Raw genomic sequence first — 21,699 nt, forward strand, 5'->3', positions numbered from 1 at the left:
CCGGATCAGTCGATCTCGACCTTCTTGGAGACAGTGACCTCGTCCAGGTCGCTGGTGCGGACCGTGACCTTCATCGTCCAGGTGCCGGGGAGGGGGAGGGTCAGGCCGTCGGAGGTCCAGTAGCCGCCCTTGTCGGTGATCTCCGCGTCGATCGGGCCTACCTTCTGTGCTTCCTGGGTGAAGGTCAGACGGACCTCGGGGACCGTCGCCAGACCGCCGTCGGGGCCGAAGATCACAGCCTGCACGGAGTTCTCGCCCACCTGGCCGGGCGTCAGCTCGATCTGGACCTTGCCGTGCCCGCCCGGGGTGCCGACGTCGAAGGGGACCACGGTCGTCTTGGACGTCACCCGGCGCACGGCCGCGACCGCGTCGGCGCTCTGCGTCGCGGAACGGCCCGGCTGGCTGCCGGTCAGCATCGTCGTGATCACCAGCACCACGACGCCGACGGTGACCTCGGCGAGGACCGAGCGGCGCAGTCCCCGGTGGTGTTCGGCGGCGTCCGAGGTTCCCGGACCGTCCGTGGCTCCCGGACCGTCCGTGGTCCCCGCGGCGTCCGTGGTGCCCGCGCCGTCCGTCGATCCGGCTCCCGCCGGCTCCTCCGGCGTCGGCCCCGCCGTCACCGCTACCGTGACCGGGACCGGGGCGGATGCGACCGGGACCGTCGCGGGGGCCTCGGACGTCGCCGCCAGCCGGGCCGTCCAGCGGCGCGAGACCGCGGCTCCCGCCAGGAGCAGCGCCACCAGGAGGACCTTCACGGTCAGGAGCCTGCCGTACGACGTCGAGGTCAGGGCGTCCCAGGAGCCGAGGCCGCGCCAGGACTGGTAGACGCCGGTGACCACGAGGACGGCGACCGAGGCGAGGGCGAGCCGGGAGAAGCGGGTGACGACGGACGCCGGGACCGGCTCGGCGGGGCGGTGCAGGACGGTCAGCAGGGCGGCCAGACCGCCGAGCCACACCGCCATGGCGAGCAGGTGCAGCACCGAGGAGACCATCGCCACGGGGACCTGGATCCCGGCGGAGGCGTGCTCGGAGGCGGCCCAGGTGACCGCCAGGGCCAGGGAGAACAGCGTGCCGAGCACGAGGACGCCCCGGCCGGCCCCCCGCTCCCGTACGGGCACCCGTGGGGGCACGAAGGCCACCGCGGCGAGCAGCGCAAGGCGCGCCACCAGCACGATGCCCGGCCGGCCGGCCAGGGTGTCGCTGAGGGTCGCCGGGTCGAGGGCTCCCGACACCCCGGTGCCGCGCTCGTAGGGGCCGCGCAGCAGGAGCAGCGCGAACGTGGAGCCGAGCAGGATCCACCAGCCGGTGACCAGGAGACGCCGTACGGATCCCCGGAAGCCGCAGCCGGTCACGAAGGTGACCGCGCCGATGAACAGGGCGAGGCCGCAGTAGGCGGTGTAGCGGGCGATGCCGTAGAGGGCGGAGGAGACGGGATCGCCGGCGGTGGGCGGCAGCGGCACGGGGGTCGCGGAGGCTTTGCCGACGGAGAACGTGAAGGCGCCGGAGACGGGGTGGCTGTCCGCCGAGACGACCCGCCAGGCGACGGTGTACGTGCCCTCGGCGAGGCCGCGCGGCAGGGTGACGCCTGCGGTGTCGGAACGGCCGTCCGCGTGCTCCGCCTCGCCGGTGCGCACGCGCCGGTTCTCCGGGTCGAGCACGCGGAAGGAGTCGTCGAACAGGCCGATCGACTCACTGAACGTCAGGGTCACCCGGCGGGGTGCCGACTTCAGCACACTGCCCTCCTGCGGATCGGTGCCCGTCAGCGCCGCGTGGGCCGACGCGCCGCTCACACCGCCGAAGAGCACCAGGACCAGGACACCGCCCAGCAGGGCCAGGGCCCGGGCGCCGAACCGCCGCTCTCGCTGCCAGCTTCCGTTCACACGCCGTCTCCGTATCCGCATGTCCAGAGTCTCGGTCATGTACGGAAACGGGCCGCGTCCGGCTCACCTCGCAGCCGTCGGGCCCTTCTCGAAGTCCTCGCGCGTCAGGAAGGCGAGCCGGGCGCGCTTCTCGGGCAGACGGACCTCGGGCAGGTCGATCCCGGGGAGCACGATGTCCCCGGCGTCGACGAAGCCCTGCCGCGTCAGCCGGTCGATGGCCCTGGTGTTGCGGGCGTCGGGTTCGACCACGGCCCGCTGTCGGCCGAGGCCGGTCAGCGCGTATGCCAGGAACGCTCCCAGCAGCGTGGAGGACCAGCCCGGGCGTCCGCCGGCGCCGGGCGCGGGGGGTCCGATGAGCAGATGGACCCCGATGTCGCCGGGCCTGACCTCGTAGCACTCCGAGACCCGGTCGGCCTCGGGCTCGTAGGTCTGGAAGAGCGCGGCCGGCACACCGTCCTTGACGGTGAGGAAGGCGTGGTGGGTGTCGAGCGAGTCGAGGTGCAGATAGGTCTCCAGCACCTGCCGCCTGGTCCATCCGGCCATCCCCCAGTACGCGGCCCGCTCCTCGGTGACCCAGCCGTGCAGGACGTCGAGGTCCGCGTGCGGGTCCAGGGGCAGCACGCGGACCGTGCCGAAGCCGTCGATCCGCTGCTCGTGGACGGCCTCGCGGGCGTCGGCGTACGTCTCAGTCGTCATCGCTCTCCTTGGTCAGGGCGTTCCAGTCGGTGGTCACCGGGGCGAGATCTCCCCTGAGCCACAAGGGGAGTTGATCGCGGTGGTGGGCCGCGCCCGGCACGCCGTCGGCGCCGAAGGGGACCACCCAGCGGCTGCCGTCCCGGTCGGCGAGGTCCCAGACGTAGCGGGCGGCGGGTCCGCGGGCGCTCAGGTCGGTCAGTCCCGGGAGCGACGAGGTGGACAGGACGCAGTCGTTGTCGCCGGACAGGGCCGGTTCGTCGTGCGCGGCGCCGGTCAGGGCCCGCCAGGGGGCGAGCCGGTGGGTGTCGCCCCAGGTGTCCGGGACGGGCTCCGCGGCCACCTCCTCGACGGCCGCCCGCACCACGGCGTCGCGGTCGATGCCGTACGGCTCCCCCGCCGTCAGCAGGTTCTCCAGGGCGAAGGCGACGCGCGGGGTGAGCGCGAGCCAGGGCAGGAACACGGCCGGGAGGGCGGGCGGTTCGGCCAGGACGGCGAGCGCCGGGTGCGCCACGAGCCGTCGTACGGCCGCGTCGCGCACGCGCGCGTAGACGGCGGCCGTGCCGCTGTCGGCGTCCATGTGCCGGTCCCAGCCGAGGAGTTGGTCCCGCAGGGCGGCCGCGGGAGCGGAGAGTTCCAGGGCGGCCAGCGGTTCCAGCAGGGCCGCCGCGGAGGCGAGATACGTGTCCATGTGGACGGCCGGCATGTCCGAGGCCGACAACGTACGCCCCGTGTCGAGCAGTTGGCGGATGCGGTCGGCGCGGTGGGGCGGCGCGAACTCGACACCGAGCGGGCCGGCGGGGCCGCGCTGGTTGGCCATCACGGCGATTCCGTCCTCGACCGGGCCGTACGGCATCGCGTGCCAGCCGGTCCACTCGTGGCCGGCCTCCCAGGCGGGCACCACCCGGACGCGGTTGGCGGTCTCGCGCACCGGGACCCGTCCCGCGACCCGGTGCAGCAGCCCACCCTCGGTGTCGGCGGCCTGCACGACGTTCACCGGCTCCGCCCAGGCGTCGAAGGCCCGGTCCACGTCGTCGACGCGGCGGGCCCGCAGCAGCGGCAGGAGCGCGCCGAAACCGAGGTCCCCGGTCACGCGGGGCGGGTAGCGCAGGCTGATGGACTCCTCGGCGCCGGCGCCCCCGATCACCACGGGTCCGCGTGCCGTCTCGGTCACCTCGACCTCGACGGGTTCGGCGCCGGCCACCTCCACCCGCTCCACGTGCCGTTCCGCGACCCGCCAGACCCCGTCGGGATCGAGCGCCTCGACGGCCCCGTCGCCGCCGTGCCGCAGCCGCTCGCGGTAGAGGTCCTGGTAGTCGGCCATCGCGTTGGTGATCGCCCAGGCGACGGTTCCGGTGTGGGCGAAGTGGGCGATGCCGGGGACGCCGGGGACGGCGAGGCCGACGACGTCGAACTCCGGGCAGGAGAGGCGGATCTGCTGGTAGACGCCGGGGTCCTCGATGAAGCGGTGCGGGTCGCCCGCGATCAACGCCTGCCCGGTGGAGGTGCGTTCGCCGCTCACCAGCCATCCGTTGCTGCCCGCCGTGCCCGGCCCGTCCATGGCGAACAGGCCGACCGCGTCCGCGCCGAGACGGCGTACGACCTCCTCGCGCCACAGCTTGGCGGGGAACCCGGCGAACAGGATGTGGGTGCCGAGCCAGACCCCCATCGGGCTCCAGGGCTCCCAGCGCCCGGGAACGAGCCCGATCCGCGCGAACTCGGGTCCCCGCGCGGCCCCTTCGGCCAGACCGGCGTTGACCCCGTCGACGTACGCGACGACCCACGCGGCGGTCTCGGGGTCGCTCTTCTCCAGGGTCGCGAAGCAGCGCCGCGCGGTGTCGTCGAGCCGGGCCTGCCGCGCGAACCGGTCCCAGCCGACGGACTCGGCGCCGAGGAAGGCGGCCGAGGTGCCCTGGGACCGGTGGCGTTCGACCTCCAGCTGCCAGGCGCGGTCCAGGGCGGTGACCCGGCCCTGGGTGTGGGCGAGTTCGAGGGCGTCGCCCGCCCGCAGATGCGGGACGCCCCAGGTGTCACGGTAGATCTCGGCGGTCACGGTCCATCCCCAGTCATGTCAGGTTAGGCTAACCTAATCAACTCTCGGGGATCGTACGTCGGGGGTGAGGACCCGGTGAAGCGGGGCGGACACGAGGGCCGCGGCCGAGCGGCCCGCCGCCGCACGCGGGATCATCGGTCCATGGACGTCACGCTTCACCTCGCCCAGCAGCCCGAGGCCGACGAACTGCTCGGCCGCAGCCCGCTCGCCGCCCTGGTCGGCATGCTGCTGGACCAGCAGGTGCCGATGGAGTGGGCCTTCGCGGGGCCGTACACGATCGCCCGGCGGATGGGGGCGGACGATCTCGACGCGCACGAGATCGCCGCGTACGACCCGGAGAAGTTCGCCGAGCTGCTCTCGGCCAAGCCCGCCGTGCACCGCTACCCCGGCTCGATGGGCAAGCGGATCCATCAGCTGTGCCAGTACCTCGTCGAGCACTACGACGGGGACGCCGCCGCCGTGTGGAAGGACGCCGGAACCGGCAAGGAACTGCTGCGCCGCCTCAAGGAACTGCCCGGCTTCGGTCCGCAGAAGGCCCAGATCTTCCTGGCCCTGCTCGGCAAGCAGCTCGGCGTGACCCCCGAGGGCTGGCGCGAGGCGGCGGGCCCGTACGGCGAGGCCGGCTCCTTCCGCTCGGTCGCCGACATCACCGGCCCGGAGTCGCTGACCAAGGTCCGCGCTCACAAGCAGGAGATGAAGGCCGCGGCCAAGGCCGCCCGCGGCTGACCGGGGCCCCGGCACCCACGCCTCGGCAGTCCTCCCCTCGGCCGCACACCTCGGCAGCCCCTCGGCCACACCTCGGCCGTCCCTGGCCGTCCCTCGGTCGCGCCCCGGCCGTCCGAGGGGCGGGCGCCCGGGTCAGCGTCGCCTGCGCGCCGTCCCGAAGACCGACCGGGTGATCTCGCGCCCGATCTGCGTGCCCACCGACCGCGCCAGGGACTTGAACAGCCCGCTGCCGACGACCTGTTCGACCATGGAGGCCTCCTCCTTCGGCCGTCCCCCGCCACCGGAGCGCCCGGCCCCGGGCTCGGCCTCGGCCTTCGGCCCCGAGGAGGGCGGGGGCGCCGCGGAGGCCGTCTGCGCCGCCGTCAGCTTCTCGTAGGCCGACTCCCGGTCCACCGCCTGCGCGTACCGCCCGTACAGCGGCGACTGACGCACCGCCCGGTCGAGCGCGTCCGCGCCCACCGGCGCCATCAGCGACCGCGGCGCGCGCAGCCGGGTCACCGCGACCGGCGTCGGGGCGCCCCGCTCGCTCAGCACGGTGACCACGGCCTCACCGGTGCCGAGGCCCATGAGCACCTCCTCCAGGTCGTACGGGGAGTCGGGGAACGTCTTCACGGTGGCCTTCAGCGCCTTCTGGTCGTCCGGGGTGAAGGCGCGCAGCGCGTGCTGGACCCGGTTGCCGAGCTGGGCGAGGACATCCCCGGGAACGTCCTTCGGCGTCTGCGTCACGAAGAAGACGCCGACTCCTTTCGAGCGAATGAGCCGGACGGTCTGGGTGATCGACTCCAGGAACGCCTTCGAGGCGTCGCTGAAGAGCAGATGGGCCTCGTCGAAGAAGAAGACGAGCTTCGGCCTGTCGGCGTCGCCGACCTCCGGGAGGTCGTGGAAGAGATCGGCGAGCATCCACATCAGGAAGGTGGAGAAGAGCTGGGGCCTGTCCTGCACCGCGGACAGTTCGAGGACCGAGACCACGCCCCGGCCGTCCGGCGCCAGGCGGGTCAGCTCGCCGGTGTCGAACTCCGGCTCCCCGAAGAACGGGCTCATGCCCTGCGCCTCGAACGCCGTGAGCGAGCGCAGGATGACCCCCGCCGTGGCGGTGGACAGACCGCCGATCCCCTTCAGTTCCTGCTTGCCCTCGTCCGAGGTCAGAAAGGCGACGACCGCGCGCAGGTCCTTGAGGTCGACCAGCTCCAGGCCCTTCTGGTCGGCGTAGTGGAAGATCAGGCCGAGCGACTGCTCCTGGGTCCGGTTGAGCTGGAGCACCTTGGACAGCAGCACGGGCCCGAAGCTGGTGACCGTGGCCCGTACGGGAATGCCGTGGCCGAGACCGCCGAGCGCGTAGAACTCCGCCGGACAGCCGGACGGTGTCCATTCCTGGCCGACCTCCCGGGCCCGTTCCTGGGCCTTCGCCCCGGGCTCACCGGGTGCCGAGATCCCGGAGACGTCCCCCTTGATGTCGGCGAGGAAGACCGGCACGCCCTGTGCCGACAGCTGTTCGGCGATCAGCTGGAGCGTCTTGGTCTTCCCGGTGCCGGTGGCTCCCGCCACCAGGCCGTGCCGGTTGAGCATCGGCAGCGGCACACGGATCTGCGCGTCGGGCAGACAGGTCCCGTCCCAGAGCAGGGCGCCGAGGTCGAGGGCGGGGCCCGCGAAGGCGTATCCGGCGGCGATCGCCAGTGCCTCCGCAGGGAGGGCGGGGGCGCCGGGAGCCCGTTCGGGGGCGGTCCCGGCGGCAGTCGAGCCCATGGTCTCGCCGTCACTCATATCAGACCCCTGTTCCCGATTTGCAAGGATTTACGACATCTTTTCCAGCGTCGCACTCCGCCGCCATGGCTGCGCCCGGAAGGTCTTGACCGGTAGGCTTTCCGTGTGATCTTCAAGCGCATCGGAAACGGCCGGCCGTACCCCGACCACGGCCGGGAAAGCACCCGCCAGTGGGCGGACGTCGCCCCGCGCCCGGTCCGCCTCGATCAGCTCGTGACGACCAAGGGCCAGCTGGACCTGGAGACCCTCCTCGCCGAGGACTCCACCTTCTACGGCGACCTGTTCGCGCACGTGGTCAAGTGGCAGGGCGATCTGTACCTGGAGGACGGCCTCCACCGCGCCGTCCGCGCCGCGCTCCAGCAGCGCCAGGTGCTGCACGCGCGCGTTCTTGAACTGGACTAATGGCCACGGCTTGACCCCAATGGGTTGAACTCAACGCCGGGCAATGATCATCTAGTAGGCATTGGCGCCCCGGCGCACTACGCTGCGCCCATGAGCATGCTTACTCCCCCTGGCATGGGTGGCCAGTATCGGATCACGGGGGACAAGTACCCGCGGATGCGCCGCCGAGGCGGGCGCCGCAGGTTCGCGTTCGTGAGCGTCGCCTCCGTGACCGTTCTCGGGCTGATCGGGTGGGGGTCCCTCCAGCTCATCGACATCTACACGGGCGGCAGCAAGGCCACGGCGGCGGACACCAAGGCGGACTGCGCCTCGAAGGTCACGCCGGAGGCGAAGGCGTCCGCCGCGGCAGCCGTCGCGGCCACGCTGCCGAAGCCCGGTCAGATCACCGTGAACGTCTTCAACGCGACGCCCCGCAGCGGGCTCGCCAAGCAGACGGCCGACGAGCTGAAGAAGCGCGGCTTCAAGATCGGTGACGTGGGCAACGCGGCGGCCGCGTACGACAAGAAGGTCGCGGGCGCCGGGATACTGCTCGGTGCCAAGGGCGCCGACCGGGCCGCGCTGCCCGTCCTCAACACCCAGCTCTCCGGAGCCCAGTTGAAGACCGACGGCCGCGCCCAGGCCACCACGGTCGACCTGATCATCGGCACCGCCTTCAAGACGCTGGCGAAGCGGGAGGACGCCGACAAGGCGCTGACCGTCCTGTCGCGGCCCGAGCCGGCTCCCGCCACGGCCAAGAAGCACTGCTGACCCGGGGGACGGGTTCCGAGGCCGGCGTCACCGGCTGCGGAACCCGTCCCGCGGTCGCGGTCGCGGGGAACTACTCGGCGGCCCCGTACATGCGGTCACCCGCGTCGCCCAGGCCCGGCACGATGTAGCCGTGCTCGTTCAGGCGCTCGTCGACCGAGGCCGTGACCACGGTGACCGGGGTGCCGGCGAGCTCGCGCTCCATGAGCTCGACCCCCTCGGGGGCGGCCAGCAGGACCACGGCGGTGACGTCGTCCGCGCCGCGCTTGATCAGCTCCTGGATCGCGGCGACGAGCGTGCCTCCGGTGGCCAGCATCGGGTCCAGGACGTACACCTGACGGGCCGAGAGGTCGTCCGGCATCCGGGTGGCGTACGTGGAAGCCTCCAGCGTCTCCTCGTCGCGCACCATGCCCAGGAAGCCCACCTCGGCGGTCGGCAGCAGCCGGACCATGCCGTCGAGCATGCCGAGGCCCGCGCGCAGGATCGGCACGACGAGCGGGCGCGGGTAGGAGAGCTTGACGCCCGTGGTCGGGGAGACCGGCGTCACGATGTCGACCTGCTCCGTGCGCACGTCGCGGGTGGCCTCGTAGGCGAGCAGGGTGACCAGCTCGTCGGCCAGCCGCCGGAAGGTCGCGGAGTCGGTGCGCTGGTCGCGCAGGGTGGTGAGCTTATGGGCGACCAGGGGGTGGTCGACGACGTGAAGACGCATGTCCACAACAGTAGCGGGGCCCACGGCACCCGCCACTGACCCGCCCGGCAAGGGCCACCGCCCCGCGTCACCCGTCCGCTGGCATCAAACCCCCCGTCGGAGGGAAGGTGGGAGGGACGGACCTGGGGTGGTGTGCCAATGCGAAACCCGCAAGAGGAGTCGTCCGAACGGCTGGAGACCGACGCCGAGCGCAGGAGGCGGCGGGCCCAGTTCCTGCGCGACCTGGCCGAGGCGCGCGAGCTGCGCGACCGGGTCCAGCCCCGTCGCGCCAAGACGGCCCGCCTGCGCCACGCGATGCGCATGCGTACCTTCCGCTGGTGACGGGCGCCCGCAACGCCCTCCGGACCGCTCCCCGGGCCGTCCGGACGGGTCGCTGCACCGCTGCCCGCCGCGCTCTCCGGGACGGGCGCCCGCCTCGCTGACCGTCCCGCCCTCCGGGACGGCCCCGGGCACCTCGTGCGGGCGCCACGCCCTCGCGCCGGGCTCTGGAGCGCCGCGCCGGACCTCGGACCCCCGCGCCACGCGTCGGGCCCGTGCGCCACACGTGAGATTCGCTCACCACGCCTCAGGCCCCTGCGCCACGCGTGAGACTCCTTCACCGCGTCTCAAGCCCCCACGCCTCGCGTCAAGCCCTTGCGCCACGCGCGCGATCCCCCCGCCTCAGGCCCCCGCGCCTCGCGACGGGCTCCTGCGTCCCGCGCGCGATCCCCTCACCACGCCTCAAGCTCCCGTGCCTCGCGTCAGGCACCCGCGCCGCGCCCGCGGCGGACCCGCCGTCGGCCGGGCCGACACGCCCACGGGTGGAATCGGGGCCGTTTTCACCGTGCGCCCGGCACCCCGGAGCCCGCGGGGACACCGCCCGGGGTGCCCACGGCGGCGCCGCCGACGGACCCGCCGTGACAGGGGAACGCGCCCGCACGGCGGCCGGCGCGCGCCCGGGGGGAACCGGCCGCACGGCCTCCGCGGAACCGGGCCCGCGCGCGTGACACGAGGGGCCGTGTGGCGGACGTGTCGGGCGGGGAGGTGTCCACAGGGCACGGACAGCCGCGTACGATCCGCTGTTAGCGATCAGGCCGGGCAGACACAGCAGGCCGAAGACGTCCCCTGAACGCTGTCTTTCTGCCACGATTCCGAGTGGGCGGGGCTCGGAGCAGCAGCACTCCTCGCCCACAGCCTCCGCCGGGGGGAACCCCAACCGGCACACCTATGACCAGTGGGAGAGTCACGGTGTACTTCGCCGCACTGCTCGCGCGCACCGAAGACGGGTGGGAAGCGAGCGATACAGAGCTCGACGATGTGGAAACCCTGTCGGATCTGACCGATCTGGCCCGTGAAGTCTCGGACGAGGACACGGTGCTCGTGCTCATCGAGCAGGAGGACGCGTGGTTCGGCGTCGTCCGCGTGGACGGCGAGGAGGATCCCCGTATCTACGTCTCGGACGCCGCCGCGGCCGCCCGTAGCTCGTACGGCGAGATCCTGCTCACGGACGAACTACTAGGACGGGAGCCGGGCGACGACGACGCCGACCTGGACTCCCTCGATCTGGACGGCACGGAGGACGGTGAACCAGGTGACTCCGAGGACGACGAGGAGGACCAGGGGAGCGTGTCGGGCGACGCCGTCTCGCACAGCCCCGTCGGGGACCGCTACATCCTCGCGGACCTCGGCGTGAGCGAGAAGGAACTGCTGGCCCTGGACGAAGGCGACGCGCTCAGCACGATCGCCGAGGCCCTGGGAGCGGCAGAGGTCCTGGAGACGGTCCGCTAGGACCCGTCCGCCGGGACAGCCCCGGGCCTCCGGAAACGGCGGCCCGGCCAGTCCCCTCGCCCGCGCGCCTTCCCCCATACCGGCGAACCGGCCCGATCCACCGGGCCGGACTTCCGCCTGCCGTCGGCCGCCCTTCGTCTCCGGGACGGTGAGAACGGCCGGGGGACGGCACGCACCGGCCCGCGCCCCCTCCTGCCCTCTGGCCCCCTACCTCTGCGCCCTGCGCTCTGCGCTCTCTGCACCTCCGCCCTCCGCCCTCCGCCTCCCGTCGGATCCGGCGGGATTCCGCTAGGTTCCCCGGGTGAGCACCCCGCATCAGGTCACCCCGCCGCCCGATCCCGTACGCGACCGGTGGCGGGCCCCGATGCGGCTCGCGCTGGACGAGGCGCGGCTGGCGGTCCGGGGCGGGGACGTTCCCGTGGGCGCCGTGGTGCTGTCCACGGACGGTACGACCGTGCTGGCGGCCGGACACAACGAACGCGAGGCCACCGGCGACCCGACGGCGCACGCCGAGGTTCTCGCGCTGCGCCGGGCCGCCGCCCGGCTCGGCGAGTGGCGGCTGTCCGGGTGCACGCTCGTCGTCACCCTGGAGCCCTGCGTGATGTGCGCGGGCGCGCTCGTCCAGTCCCGTGTCGAGCGGGTGGTGTACGGCGCCCGCGACGAGAAGGCGGGCGCGACCGGCTCCGTCTGGGACGTCGTCCGCGACCGCCGGCTCAACCACCGCCCCGAGGTCATCGAGGGCGTGCTCGCCGCAGAGTGCGCCGGCCTGCTCACCGACTTCTTCCGCGACCGCTGACCCGTCCAGCCCGATCCGGCCCGATCCGGTCCGGTTCGGTCCGGTCCAGACGGCCGAAACCGTCCGCCGCCGGGTCCGCCGAAACGGATTTCAGACCATGGCCCACCTTGGGGTAGGGTCTCCCTCGGTAGCGTGTCCGAGCGGCCGAAGGAGCTCGCCTCGAAAGCGAGTGTGGCGCAAGTCACCGAGGGTTCAAATCCCTCCGCTACCGCAGGTCGAAGGGCCCGGCTCGTTGAGCCGGGCCCTTCGTGCGTCCCCTCCGTCTCAGTTTCCGTCTCAGTCCACTGACGACCCTGATCCGCACAGCGACGGAACTGCATGGACGCTGCACCCCCTGAACGCATAGTCACGTCCAGTCGGGCCCCAGGTGAACCCCGCCACCCCCCGCGAAAAGGTCGATAGCGCGGAGCGAGCTACGCCGAGTCATCCACAGGTAATGGGTGAAACCCCAACAGGCCCATAACATGCTCTAATTACGCCGAATGGGCTATTACTGCCCCTGGCCTGCGAAGATTTAGATCTCTCGAACTCGCACACGATTTAGAGGACCGGGGAATTTCAGGTCCCGCCAGCGTCCCCCTGTATCGTCCTGGTTACTCCTTTCGGGGACAACGGACCGCGCCTCCAGCTGGGGCGCGGACGCGTCTCCAGCGATCCGGGGCGCCTCCCCGTATCTCTGACCTAAGGGTCAGGAAGGAGCCGGTCTTGAAGCCGCTCCAATGGCTGAAGGATCGGTGGCAAGAACACGTACGGCCGCGCGTTTCTTCGGAACGCGTGAGCGCGAGCTGCGAGGTGTTCCTCGTGATCGCGTGGCTCTACGAGCGCTGTCCGTGGTCTTGAAGCAGTGAGCCCCGGCTGAGTGATCAGCCAGGGCTCACAACACCACCAGGGCCTCGCCCTCAGCTGTCCGCGGGCGGCTACCTGCGGGAGGGCGGGGTCTGGTTGTCTGCGTAGACGATATCACCGTGATATTACGCCATGTGGTATTGCTCTACGCTGGCCGCGCAATGCTGTTCAGCGGTGCATTACGCCGAGACATTGCCTGCACGATTGCGCGGCCAAATGTTGCTGGCGATATACAACGTGACGCGTCTGGCTTCACGGGGCCGGACTGGCCCCATCCGGCTTCCAGATGAGCCCGTCAACTTGCCGGGCAACGTCGCTCCGGACCGAGTCCACCATGTGTTGGTATCGCGCTGCCATGGCCGTGGTGGACCAGCCCATGAGCCCCATAACGGCCCGCTCAGAGACTCCGAGGATCAGCAGAACCGTGGCAGCGGTGTGCCGGGCGTCGTGCAGTCGGCCGTCGCGAACCTTGGCGCCGGTCAGGAGTTCCTTCCAGTCGTCGTAGTCCGTTCGGGGGGAAGTGCCGCGCCCGGTCGGAGTCGCGAACAACCACCCCTCCTCAGCCCACTCGTCCCCCGCCGCTGCCCTCTCGGAGTCCTGTCGGCCCCGGTGCTGCTTCAGCAGGTCGACGAGCTGCGAGGGCAAGCCCACCGCACGCCGACCCGCTCGGGACTTGGTGTCGGCCGTCTCAGGGTTCGTCCGCTCGCGCTGCGGGCAGTAGCCAGCCTTCCGACCGCAGGCATCTCCGCACCCGTGGGCGTAGCGCGGACGGCGGCGACTCCGACGGACCATCAGAACACCCCGCCCCAGGTCAACATCCGCCCATTTGAGCCCCAGGGCCTCACCCTGCCGAAGTCCCAGGGCGAGCGCGACGGCCCACCGTGCCGAGTTCCGCCGCGCGTCCGCAGCCCGTAAGAGCCGTTGCACCTCCTCCACGGTGTACGGCTCCACCTCCTCCTCCCGGACTCTGGGGGCCTTGGCGAGCTGAACAGGGTTCCGTCCGAGGTGGCCACGCCGGACCGCCTCGTTCAGCGCAGTGCGGAACGTCCGGTGGATCTGGTGGATCGTGCCAGCCTTACGGCCGTCGGCCTGCATCTTCCCGTAGAAGGTCTCGATGTGTTCGGGCCTGAGCTTGTCCAGCCGATGAGCACCGAGTGCCGGGATCAGGTGCTTCCGGACGGCGACGCCGTACCCAACCATCGTGTTCTCGTTGACGGCGAGCGGGGCGATGCTCTCAACCCAGTGGGTCAGCCACGTCGCGACCGTCCACGCACGGCCCGCCTTGCGGATCGTCTTGGCGTCGCGCTGCTTCTCCAGCTCACGGACGGCGGTGGTCACCTCGGCCCGCGTCTTGCGTTCGACGTGGCGCCGGTCGGGCGTACCGTCGTCGCGGATGCCGACCGTGACGCGGCCGTGCCACTTCCCGTCCTTGCCCTGGTAGATGGACGAACGGCCGTTCGGTTGTCGGGTGCGCTTCTTTTCGTTCTTGTCTTCGGCCATGCGTACTCCTCAGGCGACGGAGGCGAGGGTGATCGAGGTGGTGGGGCGCTGCCGGACGCGCCGACGAGCGACGAACTCGGGTACGGCGTCGGCCGGCACCCGGCGGAGGTGGCCGACGGTGATGGACTCCAGCTCTCCCGAGCTGATGAGCCGGTAGCAGACGGTGCGGCCGATCTGGAGGCGGCGGGCGGCCTCTTCGACGGTCAGCAGGACAAGGGACGGGTCAACGGCTTCGGCGAGGCGGGCCGGGTTCATGGATGCGGTGCTCCTTCGACGTATGGGAGGAGCGGGGGCCCGGGGCCCCCTTCTGAGGGGCGCTACTTCCGCTACCGCCGCTACCGCGCAGGTCAGGGGCCTGTTCGGGGTAGCGGGAAGGGGTAGCGGTAGCGGATGGGTAGCGGGCCGGTAGCGGCAACCGAGGACGGTTGCCGCTACCGCGTTGTCGCAGGTCAAGTTTGGTTTTCGGTCCCCGGTAGCGGAGGTAGCGGACTTTCCGGGGGTGGGGGGCAGTAGCGGGCCCACGCGTCATGCAGATCGGTGGCGTAGTAGCCCTTGAGGACGCTCCCGGCGGTCTTGATGTTTCGGGAGGCGATCGGCTCGATGTCGGCCGTCATGTACTCCGCGAGCATCTTCGACAGGCGCCGGTTGTCGAGCGGCTTGCCGTTGAGGTCGGCCCACGGCGCGTCGTCCAGGGAGTTGAGCCGGTCCAGGATGGCGACGGTGGGCAAGCGGTCGATGCCGGCCATGACGTGATCGCGCAGGTCGGTCAGGAGTCGGACGCCGATGCTGCCTTTGTCGTTGGTCTTGGACGCGGTCACCAGCGTCACGCACGCGGCCCGTGCCCGTTCGGGCCAGTTGCCGCCAGCCGCGTCGGCGACGGCGATCAGGGGTTCCCATACGTCCGCCGGCCGGTCGGTGACCTCGTCCGGGAGCGTGGGGAAGGCGCCAGTGATCTGCTCCTCCACGGACGCGGCCCACTCGGCGAGACGGTCGCGGATCTCGTTGCCCTCGCGCACGTGGATGCGGGAACGGAACGGCTCCGCCTTCTCGTTCCTGGCCCGGCGACGCATACGGATGATGACGGAGCGGGTGAGGATCGTGGTGGGCAGGGAGCCAAGTCCGGCGACGGCAACGGCGCAGTACGAGGGGAAGCCCTGCACCTGTTGGTTAGCGCCGTCCCCGACGCACCGGTAGACGGGGCGCCCTCGCGAGTGGCCCGCGTTGATGAAGCCACGGAGCTGTTCGTTGTCCCCGGCCTTGGGGCCGAAGATGGTGTCGATCTCGTCGAACAGGATGGTGGGCCGGCCGCCGTCGATGCCGGACACGGACCGGAACAGCGCTGCTGCGGATGCATCGGCGGCAGCCATGGAACGCGGCACGAGGGTTTCGACCACGTCCAGTGCCCGGGACTTCCCGGACCCCGGTTCGGGGGACAGGAAGGCGAGGCGTGGGGTGGAGTCGAAGCAGTCGAGCAGGTGGGCGTGTGCGTCCCACAGCGCGACGGCGACGTAGGCGGCCTCGTGGGGGAAGACGTTGAAGCGGCGGTGGAAGGCTTCCACCTCGTCGAGCAGTGCGGCCCCGTCGATGGTGTCGGTCATGCGGCGGCCCTCCCTTCGGTGAGTGTGGGGGTTCCGGTGCACTCCTTGGCCCGGTGGTACTCGTAGTCGGAGATCAGGGCGGCGACGTCGTCGGCGCCGCGCGCGGTGTCGGTGAGGCCGCACGGGCAGGTGTACGCGGCGTACGGGGTGTCGCCGTGGCGCTTGGACCAGCGGGCGCTGTCGTAGTGGTGGCGGTAGACCGGTGGGGCGTAGATGCGGATGCCGGGCCGGTCCGGTGTTGGATCGTCGCCGTGTCCGGGTGAGGCGCCAGCCTGGTCGCGGTCCGGGCGAGGAAGGACTGAAAGGACGCCCTGTCGGGCGACGACCCTCGGTTCGCCCACGGTCGCCGTGTCCACAGGCTGTGGAGCGGCGTGCGGTTCGTCCGGGGTGGTGGTGATGCTCTTCAGAGGGGGATGCGGTCGGGTGCTCATGCCGTCGCCCGGCGGGTCTGGTTGTGGGCGATGGACCAGTCCAGGGCGCTGCGCAGGGTGGAGCGGCACTCGGACGCGGACAGGCCGGCCGCCTCGCCGCCTGCCTGAAGAGCCTCCTCGACCACGTGTCGGGGGAGGTCGCCCCACGCGACGAACCGCCCCAGAGCGCGTGCGGCCCGGAACAACTTGGCCTCCCGCTGCCCGACTTGAGCCGAAGCCACGTTCCGGCACTCTTCGGCGAGCGCTACATCCGCGTATCGGCGTGATTGCCCCAATGCGGCCACGGAAGGGGCCTGAGGGCGCTTGGGGGCCGGTTGCAGGATGCTTTGCAGCCACGAGGGCAGAGGAGCCACCACGGGCCCGCGCAGGGCTTCGTACATCCCTGTGGGGGTAGTGCTGCCGGCGGCGACGACGTAGCCGCCCCATGCGCGGGTGTCGACCGAATCGGCAACGGTGCCTTGGGTGTTGGTCATCCGGGTGCCGGGCGGGGTGGTGAAGTACAGGTGGGTTCCGCCGCTCGCGGTCCGGACCCGGTAGGTGTCGGGGACGGTGTGCCCGGCGCGCTCGCAGAGCGCTCCAAAGGTTGCCGCGCCGTCAGGCGCGTCCGAACTGCCCTTGTGATCGGGCGTGTCCAGGTCAACGACCAGCAGTCCGGAAGGGCCGGTGGCGATGCCGACGTTGAACGGCGCCCGCGACCATGCGGCACGGATTCGGTCCGGGTCGGTCGTGGCCTGCTGCTCCCACTTCCGATGCCCGTCCGCGCACGGGCCGGTGCCAGTGCATGCCCGCTCGCCGTGCAGCGCAGGTACCTTGAGGCCGGGGCGGAGGGGGAAGACGGGCCAACCGCGAGCGGCGGCGGACAGGGCCGCGTCAAGCAGGTGCCCGCTCATGCCGCCACCTCCAGCCGGGGGGCGAGGGTGGTGAGGTAGGCGGCGCCAATCCATTCCGTGTACGCGGGCGGTAGAGCTTCGCGGAGGCGGAGGTGATGGGTGGACCAGTCGATCTCCTTGGCCGTGCGGATCTCGTCCATGGTGGCCTTGCCGCCGCCCTTGCCGTACGCGGCGACGTACGGGCCGTCGCGCCAGATGCCGTGGCGGTAGCCCCGGACGTAGCCGCGATGGCGTGGGTGAATGGGCTGAGGAACCGTCCAGCGACCGAGTTCGAAGTACCGGTACATGAGGACGGCGAGCCCGAACTGTTCGCCGCACAGGCGGATGTCCTTGCGGACGTCGGAGCCGGCCACGTTCTCCATCACGTACGGCCGACCCGTCGCCTCCAGGGCGGCACGCGTCGGGACGATCAGGCGGGGATACGTGCGGCCGATTGCGGCGTTCCGGGCCGCGTTGGTGCCCTTGGTGGGGGCTCCCTCGCCCTGGCACGGCGGGGAGGCGTGAATGAGGTCGAATTCGTGGCCGTGGGCGCGGATGTACTCGATCGCGTCGCCCTGGTGGAAGGCGTCACCGCAGTAGTCCGGCTGTGCCTGGATGTCGACGCCGGTGATGTGGCAGTCGGCGCCGAACGCGCGCCGGTAGCCCTTGGTGGCGCCGCCGATGCACGAGTAGGCGTCCAGTACCCGGAACACGTCCCCGCGTCGGGGGCGTAAGGCGAGGGCTCGCCGGATGTCGGTGTGTTCGGTCATGCTGGATGTCTCCAGTTCCGTGGATGGATGCTGGCAGGTAGGGCGGCCCCGGACTTTGGCGAGACGGGGCCGCCCTGTTGATGCGGATCAGGGTCGGGGACGCACCCTGGAAAGGGGCGCTTGCGAATGCCGTGGTCTGTGGTGGACGACTCTGAGCGCGCTCAATGGACGCTGGTGCCGTTCGAGAGCGTCGGCCCGCTTCGGTTCGGCATGAGCCTCGAAGCAGTGGCCACGGAGATGGAGGCCGAGGGCTTCACGGGCGTGGAGGTCTCGATGCCCCAACACGGTGCCCTGGTTCGGCGGACCTGCTTCTATCCGAAGGGTGACCCCGCCCATCTGCTTGCCGTTACGGCCTACGCCCGGCAGTCCGGCGACCTGGCAGCAGTCGCGGTGGACGCACTGCGCGGGCCACAGGTCACCATCGACGGGATGCGCCTGATCGGTCAGGTGCCGTCTCAGCTTGAGGACCGCTTCTTGGAGTACACCGAGGCACGCGGACTGGAGTTCAGGATCTCCGTCGGAGGCGAGCCGATGTCGGAAGAACTCGGTCTGATGGTCCGGGCCCAGCGTGCCCGCGACGCTCTGCTGACACGGGTCTTCTTCACAGGGAACTTCGACGACTGGGCTTTCACGGTGCACGATTCCGTTCCCGGACCGGAGTGGGACACCCGGTGATGCCGGGACCACGGCGGCCGGCGCGACGTGCTTCGGTCAGCCGTGGAAGTGGCTGCGCTTGATCACGGCTTTGCGGATGTTGACCGTGTTGCCCTTGCCGCCGCTGATGGCTCGGGCGGGGGCGCGCAGGGCGAGGACGATGACGGCGACCCACACGAGGGCTCCGCCGCTGATTCCGGCGGCGGCGCTGACGATCTCGCCCACGCCGTAGCCGAGGCCGGCCGCAAGGGCGCCGCCCCCCAGTCCCGCGCCCATGAAGCGCTGAGCGACGGGGTCCAGGAGCGGGAGCGGGGTCAGGTCGCGCGGCTCGGGCGGGAGGGTCGGGGCGGGGGCGAGGTGCTTGGGCATGGGGACCATGCGCCCGTAGGCGTCGGGCACCCACACCACGGCCTGACGCTCGCCGTACGGGTCCAGCGCCCCCGCCGGGCCCAGGTCGTACGGGCTGAGGGGCTGCGGCTGGTGGACGGTCACGGCCCGCTGTGCGGGCAGGTAGGCGGAGTGTTCGGGGTACATGCGGAATCCCTTCCGGTGCGCGGTTGGGGAGGCTGGCCCACCCCCTTCGGGGTGGGCTCTGGAGGGGGTTTTCGGGGGTTGACCTGGGGCTCCTCCCCGCCTCCCTGAAACGGTGTTTTCGCTGATCAACGCGGGGGAGGGGGTTGGGGAGTTCTCCCCGCCTCCCCGAGCCGGGAGGGTTCGCCTCCCCGCTATCGGGAGGCGGAAGCGGAACCGTCGGCGTCGCGGTTGGCGAGAGCCCGCAGGACGTGATCGCGGTGCACGACCATGACCCCGTGCGACTTCTTCGGCTCCACGCCGTGGCTCTCCAGGAGCGCCTTGAGGCGGTCATTGGTCCACTGGTCGCCGTAGGTGCCCGGCGCCAAGGCGTGCAGCCGCTTGAGGACCTCGTTCGTCCGAAGGCGCGGGGCGTCGCCGATCGCGGTGGCGACGTCGGCGAGCGCGTCCCGCTGCTCACCCTCATCGACGGCGCGCAGGGTGGTGATGCCGTCGCGCAGGGCCTTGGCCCGGTCGGTGATGGCCTTGGCGTCGTCATCGCCGATGAAGTGCGTGCGCACCGTGATGGACGACTGCCCCTTGGGAATCTCGATGCCGTCGGAGGCGATGACCAGCGTTCCCTTGTCCAGACCCTGACGCAGCAGGTGAGGGGCCGCGCCACCGTTGACTGCCTTCTCGCCCAGCGCCATGACGGACTGCGCCTCGGTGCCCAGCGCGAGAGATGCGCGGGTGTGGGCACCCTCGCGGACCAGCTTGGGCAGGTTCTGATCGGTGGGGTCCTGGGTGCCCTCGTACATGAGCACGTCGACCACGCGGCCCTGGTTGTGGACCTTGCGGACGCCCATGAAGTAGCGGGACGTGGCCTTGGAGCCGCCGTAGGGCCGCTTCTGGTCGTCCACGGCCGGGCACATGAACGCAACCTGCGCTTCGTCCACGATGCCGATCAGCGGGTCGAACACGATGGTGGGGTCGGCCTGTCGCGCCGCGATGCGCCGGTTCATCTCATCGACCAGGCCCTCGACCATCTCGGTCGCCTCGATCACGTGCTCATCGGTCGGTCCCTGGATCAGCGTGGTGGCGAGCCCGTCGAACATGGACCAGTCGCCCGCGCCCTTGAGGTCAGCGATGCGGAACTCAACCCGTCGATCCAGCGACGCCCACAGGGCCAGCGACCGCAGTGCGGCCGTCTTGCCCTGGTTCGACAACCCCGTGATCAGCAGGTGCCGCTGATACAGGGACAGAGCCGCCGCGTCGCCGCGCAGGTCCTGCCCCCAAGGGGCGCGACCCTTGGTGTAGTCGGCGGTCAGCGTCTCGTCGGTGACCAGCGGCGACGGACCGATCGGCTCGTCCAGCGCCCCCGAGTCCGCGATCCACAGACGGACCGTGCGGGCTGCCTGCGGGATGACGATGAACACCTCGTGCTCATGCCTGCTCAGGTTCTCCGCGAGCTTGCGACGCTTGGCCTGTACCTCGTTTGTCGCCACCCCCGAGGGCAGGGTGACGTCGACCTCTACGCCGCAGCCGGCGATCCGGATCGGTCCGAGCATCGACGCGCCGACGTCCCCCATGTCCTTGATCGCATTGCGCAGGGCGGGGATGCCGAGGTCGCGCAGGGCCTTGACCACGATCGAGGGAGTGATCGGCTCACCCTCACTGTTACTGGCACGCTCGGGCAGCGCCCAGGCGGGTGCGGCCTGCTGCTTGCTGCCCACCGCCCATAAGGCCAGCAGCGCCAGAAACGGGCCGATGGCGAGCGCGGGCCCCCACACCACCTGAACGATGGTGATGATCAGGTTGATGAACTCGATCGTGGCCATCAAAGGGGTCACGACCTGCGTGACGTCCTTCGTCGCGATCGCCATCACGACCCCGAGCCCGACCAGTGAACCGACCCCCATGCCCGCGGTGATGCCGACGCCCTTGGCCGCATCGAGCGGGGAGTGCAGCAGGTCCATCCGGCGACGGTGGCGGGCCTCGCGGAAGTGCTGCCCGCGCTCCTCCCACTCCGCCGCTGCCTCGTAGTTCCCGGCGGCCTCGGCCGCGCGCAGCATCCGCTCATACCGGGAGGCGGTGCGCCCGTCCCATGCCCGCTTCGCCGCGATCCGGGCACCGCCGGCGACGTACAGGGTGTGCCGGGCAACCGTGCGGGCGGTTGTCTTGGTCGTCTCGTGCGTGACGGCGGTGCGGATGGCGCGCCCGGAGCGGACCCACAGCGGGACCGGCCGGGTGGGTGCCGGTTCGGGGACCACGGTCAGCGTGGTCACGTTGGCGGGCTCGGGGTTGGTGTCTTTGTGCAGGTGAACGACGTTGTCACTCATGGTTGGTGGCACTCCTGACTGCCCCGTGTCCGGGGTGAGAGGGAAGGGAGAAGGCGCGGTGCGGGCGGGTGTTACCACCAGCCGGAGGACTTCTTGGCGGCCTTGGCGCGGGCGGCCTCGGTGACGATCCGCTGACGCTCGATCTGCAACGCGGTGATCTCCGCGATCAGCCGCGTCTCAGCCGAGGTAGAGACGGAATTGATCCGGTTCTCTGCGCGGCCAGTGCTCTTGCCGCGCATGACCCGGTAGGAGCCGCCGGCGAGCGCGGCCAGCATCTGGCGCCGCTCCGAACCGGTGAGCGGCCACAGCTCGCCCTCGCGGACCGCGTCCAGCTTCCGGTTCGTCTCGCGGATCGCCCGGTCAAGGCGACGGGTGTCGGGCTTGCCCATGGTCAGACCGCCTTTCCGGCGTCGGGGGCGAGGATGAGGTGAATGTCGGCGAGCTGGACGGTCGAACCCTGCGAGCGCAGCCACGCGGCGACTTCGCGGGTGACGCGCTCGGAGCAGTAAGCGATCGGGACCATCACGGTTCCGTGGGCGAACGCGGGGCCTTGGCCGGGCACGGTCACGTGCGCGTGCCAGGCGTATTCGATGCTGCCCGGGGCAGCGTTGGTGCCGGTCACAGCAGAACTCCAAGGAGTGGAGGGAAGGT

22 protein-coding genes and 1 tRNA gene are annotated in these 21,699 nt (G+C 71.3%); 8 read left to right on the plus strand and 15 right to left on the minus strand.

All coding sequences use genetic code 11. The features are described 5' to 3' along the window. Positions 1-5: 5 nt before the first annotated feature. Genes ACZ4AA_RS19780 through ACZ4AA_RS19790 form a run of 3 tightly spaced genes read right to left on the minus strand, consistent with a single transcriptional unit; the run spans position 6 to position 4,626 of the window. Positions 6-1,901: a copper resistance protein CopC gene (locus ACZ4AA_RS19780; RefSeq protein WP_467604344.1), complete on the minus strand. Its 1,896-nt coding sequence runs from the start codon at positions 1,899-1,901 to the stop codon at positions 6-8. A gap of 42 nt (positions 1,902-1,943) precedes the next feature. Then, a complete protein-coding gene (locus ACZ4AA_RS19785; protein WP_467603380.1) occupies positions 1,944-2,576 on the minus strand; it encodes a GNAT family N-acetyltransferase in 633 nt (210 codons plus the stop codon). After that, positions 2,566-4,626 (minus strand): penicillin acylase family protein, encoded by a 2,061-nt coding sequence (locus ACZ4AA_RS19790; protein WP_467603384.1) that lies wholly within the window; start codon positions 4,624-4,626, stop codon positions 2,566-2,568. The genes ACZ4AA_RS19785 and ACZ4AA_RS19790 overlap by 11 nt, the downstream gene beginning before the upstream one ends. Before the next feature lie 141 nt (positions 4,627-4,767). On the opposite strand from ACZ4AA_RS19790, the gene ACZ4AA_RS19795 reads away from it, so the two are divergent. Beyond that, a complete protein-coding gene (locus tag ACZ4AA_RS19795; RefSeq protein ID WP_467603388.1) occupies positions 4,768-5,352 on the plus strand; it encodes an HhH-GPD-type base excision DNA repair protein in 585 nt (194 codons plus the stop codon). A 132-nt stretch (positions 5,353-5,484) separates the two neighbouring features. Here the strand turns inward: ACZ4AA_RS19795 and ACZ4AA_RS19800 are convergent, their stop codons facing one another. Continuing rightward, a complete protein-coding gene (locus ACZ4AA_RS19800; protein WP_467603392.1) occupies positions 5,485-7,113 on the minus strand; it encodes a helicase HerA-like domain-containing protein in 1,629 nt (542 codons plus the stop codon). 105 nt (positions 7,114-7,218) lie between these two features. Between ACZ4AA_RS19800 and ACZ4AA_RS19805 the strand changes: the two genes are divergently transcribed. After that, complete coding sequence (locus ACZ4AA_RS19805) at positions 7,219-7,515, plus strand: type II toxin-antitoxin system VapB family antitoxin (protein WP_003999914.1); 297 nt, start codon at positions 7,219-7,221, stop codon at positions 7,513-7,515. Between the two features lie 90 nt (positions 7,516-7,605). Further along, positions 7,606-8,262, plus strand: a complete 657-nt coding sequence (locus ACZ4AA_RS19810; protein WP_467603396.1) for a LytR C-terminal domain-containing protein — start codon at positions 7,606-7,608, stop codon at positions 8,260-8,262. Between the two features lie 70 nt (positions 8,263-8,332). Here the strand turns inward: ACZ4AA_RS19810 and upp are convergent, their stop codons facing one another. Further along, entirely contained in the window at positions 8,333-8,968 is a 636-nt protein-coding gene (gene upp / locus ACZ4AA_RS19815; RefSeq protein ID WP_467603400.1) for a uracil phosphoribosyltransferase, read from the minus strand. Between the two features lie 138 nt (positions 8,969-9,106). Here upp and ACZ4AA_RS19820 point away from each other — a divergent pair, with 138 nt between their 5' ends. The 4 genes from ACZ4AA_RS19820 (at position 9,107) to ACZ4AA_RS19835 (ending at position 11,742) form a co-directional block, all read left to right on the plus strand. Then, positions 9,107-9,289 (plus strand): hypothetical protein, encoded by a 183-nt coding sequence (locus ACZ4AA_RS19820; protein WP_209441133.1) that lies wholly within the window; start codon positions 9,107-9,109, stop codon positions 9,287-9,289. Positions 9,290-10,195: 906 nt separating this feature from the next. Continuing rightward, positions 10,196-10,735 carry a tRNA adenosine deaminase-associated protein gene (locus ACZ4AA_RS19825; protein WP_467604347.1) on the plus strand — a complete coding sequence of 180 codons (540 nt, stop codon included), beginning with the start codon at positions 10,196-10,198 and terminating at the stop codon, positions 10,733-10,735. Positions 10,736-11,099: 364 nt separating this feature from the next. Then, positions 11,100-11,531 carry a tRNA adenosine(34) deaminase TadA gene (tadA, locus tag ACZ4AA_RS19830; protein WP_467604350.1) on the plus strand — a complete coding sequence of 144 codons (432 nt, stop codon included), beginning with the start codon at positions 11,100-11,102 and terminating at the stop codon, positions 11,529-11,531. Between the two features lie 126 nt (positions 11,532-11,657). Then, a tRNA-Ser gene (locus tag ACZ4AA_RS19835) sits at positions 11,658-11,742 on the plus strand. 887 nt (positions 11,743-12,629) lie between these two features. Here the strand turns inward: ACZ4AA_RS19835 and ACZ4AA_RS19840 are convergent. The 6 genes from ACZ4AA_RS19840 to ACZ4AA_RS19865 all read right to left on the minus strand — a co-directional run bounded on the left by ACZ4AA_RS19840 (position 12,630) and on the right by ACZ4AA_RS19865 (position 17,545). Continuing rightward, a complete protein-coding gene (locus ACZ4AA_RS19840) occupies positions 12,630-13,877 on the minus strand; it encodes a tyrosine-type recombinase/integrase (protein WP_467603406.1) in 1,248 nt (415 codons plus the stop codon). Positions 13,878-13,886: 9 nt separating this feature from the next. Next, entirely contained in the window at positions 13,887-14,132 is a 246-nt protein-coding gene (locus ACZ4AA_RS19845) for a helix-turn-helix domain-containing protein (RefSeq protein ID WP_467603409.1), read from the minus strand. A gap of 194 nt (positions 14,133-14,326) precedes the next feature. Continuing rightward, positions 14,327-15,475 (minus strand): DUF3631 domain-containing protein, encoded by a 1,149-nt coding sequence (locus ACZ4AA_RS19850; RefSeq protein ID WP_467603412.1) that lies wholly within the window; start codon positions 15,473-15,475, stop codon positions 14,327-14,329. Further along, a complete protein-coding gene (locus ACZ4AA_RS19855) occupies positions 15,472-15,906 on the minus strand; it encodes a hypothetical protein (RefSeq protein WP_467603414.1) in 435 nt (144 codons plus the stop codon). Before ACZ4AA_RS19855 ends, ACZ4AA_RS19850 begins: the two co-directional genes overlap by 4 nt. Further along, positions 15,903-16,796 carry a bifunctional DNA primase/polymerase gene (locus ACZ4AA_RS19860; RefSeq protein ID WP_467603417.1) on the minus strand — a complete coding sequence of 298 codons (894 nt, stop codon included), beginning with the start codon at positions 16,794-16,796 and terminating at the stop codon, positions 15,903-15,905. Before ACZ4AA_RS19860 ends, ACZ4AA_RS19855 begins: the two co-directional genes overlap by 4 nt. Next, entirely contained in the window at positions 16,793-17,545 is a 753-nt protein-coding gene (locus tag ACZ4AA_RS19865) for a class I SAM-dependent methyltransferase (RefSeq protein WP_467603420.1), read from the minus strand. The genes ACZ4AA_RS19860 and ACZ4AA_RS19865 overlap by 4 nt, the downstream gene beginning before the upstream one ends. Positions 17,546-17,686: 141 nt before the next feature. Here ACZ4AA_RS19865 and ACZ4AA_RS19870 point away from each other — a divergent pair, with 141 nt between their 5' ends. Further along, positions 17,687-18,220, plus strand: a complete 534-nt coding sequence (locus ACZ4AA_RS19870; RefSeq protein WP_467603422.1) for a hypothetical protein — start codon at positions 17,687-17,689, stop codon at positions 18,218-18,220. A 36-nt stretch (positions 18,221-18,256) separates the two neighbouring features. Here the strand turns inward: ACZ4AA_RS19870 and ACZ4AA_RS19875 are convergent, their stop codons facing one another. From ACZ4AA_RS19875 to ACZ4AA_RS19890, 4 genes are all read right to left on the minus strand, one after another. Continuing rightward, the gene (locus ACZ4AA_RS19875) at positions 18,257-18,733 is read right to left on the minus strand and encodes a hypothetical protein (protein ID WP_467603424.1); all 477 of its coding nucleotides are present in this window, start codon (positions 18,731-18,733) and stop codon (positions 18,257-18,259) included. 191 nt (positions 18,734-18,924) lie between these two features. After that, positions 18,925-21,048, minus strand: coding sequence for an Ish1 domain-containing protein (locus tag ACZ4AA_RS19880; protein ID WP_467603426.1), 2,124 nt, complete (start codon positions 21,046-21,048; stop codon positions 18,925-18,927). A gap of 71 nt (positions 21,049-21,119) precedes the next feature. Further along, entirely contained in the window at positions 21,120-21,437 is a 318-nt protein-coding gene (locus ACZ4AA_RS19885) for a hypothetical protein (RefSeq protein ID WP_467603428.1), read from the minus strand. Between the two features lie 2 nt (positions 21,438-21,439). Further along, positions 21,440-21,670 (minus strand): hypothetical protein, encoded by a 231-nt coding sequence (locus ACZ4AA_RS19890; protein WP_467603430.1) that lies wholly within the window; start codon positions 21,668-21,670, stop codon positions 21,440-21,442. Positions 21,671-21,699 lie beyond the last annotated feature (29 nt).

This window comes from Streptomyces sp. NPDC024698, assembly GCF_055559015.1.